Genomic DNA, 1,301 nt, shown 5'->3' on the forward strand with positions numbered 1-1,301 from the left:
GGGACTGCCCCGGGTTTGGTTGACGTCTGAACTTTGAGGATTCGTCCTCTCTGGAAGGATGTCCCAGTGACCAAGCCGTACCCGCAGGAGTTCCGCGACGATGTCGTGGCCGTGGCCCGTCAGGGTCAGGCGCCGTTGGCGCAGATCGCGAAGGACTTCGGGATCTCCGAAGGCTCGCTGACGAACTGGATGAAGAAGGCCGACGTCGAGGACGGCAAGCGTCCCGGGCTCAGCGATGACGAGCGCAAGGAGCTGCGGGAGCTGAAGAAGCGCAACCGGCTCCTCGAGCAGGAGAACGAGGTCCTGCGCCGTGCGGCGGCGTACCTGTCGCAGGCGAACCTGCCGGGAAAATAGTCTTCCCGCTCGTCCGAGAGATGGCCGCGTCCGGCGCCCCGATCCGGGTGCCGGTCACGGTGGCGTGCCGGGTCCTGGGGTTGACGCCCCAGGGGTACTACAAGTGGCTGAAGGATCCCGTGAGCCGGCGCGACTGGGACGACGCGCACCTGCTGGACGTGATCCGCGACGTCCACAGCGATGACGCGACGCTGGGCTACCGGTTCATCACCGACGAGCTGCGCGACGAGCACGGCATCACGGTCGGCGAGAACCGGGTGCACCGGCTGTGCCGCATCGCACGCATCACGGCCAGCCACCACAAGTCCCGGACGTCGAAGGCCGGCGCGACGGGGCCGGCCCCGCATGACGATCTCCTCGCGGTCGTCGACGAGCACGGCGTGCTCCGTCACGAGTTCGTCGCCGACGGGCCGAACCGGGTGTGGCTGTGGGACATCTCGGAACACCCCACCCGGGAAGGCAAGCTCTACATCTGCGCGATCAAGGACGTCTGGTCGAACAAGATCGTCGGCTACTCCATCGATACCCGGATGAAGTCCTCGCTCGCGATGGCCGCGATGCGCAACGCGATCGCGCTGCGCTCACCGGCGGGCACGATCTGCCACTCGGACCGGGGCGGTCAATTTCGCGCGAAGAAAGTCCAACGCCTGCTGGAGAACAACGGTTTGGTCGGCTCGATGGGCCGCTCCTACGGCGCCGGGGACAACGCCAGCATGGAGAGCTTCTTCGCGCTCCTGCAGAAGAACGTCCTGAACACCCAGCGGTGGGAGACCCGCCAGGATCTGCGCCTGGCGATGGTCCGCTGGATCGAGACGAAGTACAACCGGCGTCGACGCCAACGCGGCCTCGGCAAACTCACCCCGGTCGAGTTTGAGATGATCTACACGACCGCAATCGCGGCCTGACTACCCCAACCCCCGATCGTCAACCAAACTCGGGGCAGTCCC

At 66.3% G+C, this 1,301-nt stretch carries 1 protein-coding gene; it reads left to right on the forward strand.

Features of this window, described 5'->3' with window-relative positions; translation table 11 throughout:
• The first annotated feature begins 66 nt into the window (after positions 1–66).
• Positions 67–1,259, forward strand: a protein-coding gene (locus ABEA46_RS20245; RefSeq protein ID WP_345547254.1) for an IS3 family transposase whose coding sequence is annotated in 2 segments (ribosomal slippage) — positions 67–345 and positions 348–1,259 — 1,191 coding nt in all. Because the reading frame shifts where the segments join, the coding sequence is not laid out codon by codon here.
• Positions 1,260–1,301 lie beyond the last annotated feature (42 nt).

The organism is Microbacterium jejuense (assembly GCF_039544225.1).
GTDB lineage: Bacteria > Actinomycetota > Actinomycetes > Actinomycetales > Microbacteriaceae > Microbacterium > Microbacterium jejuense.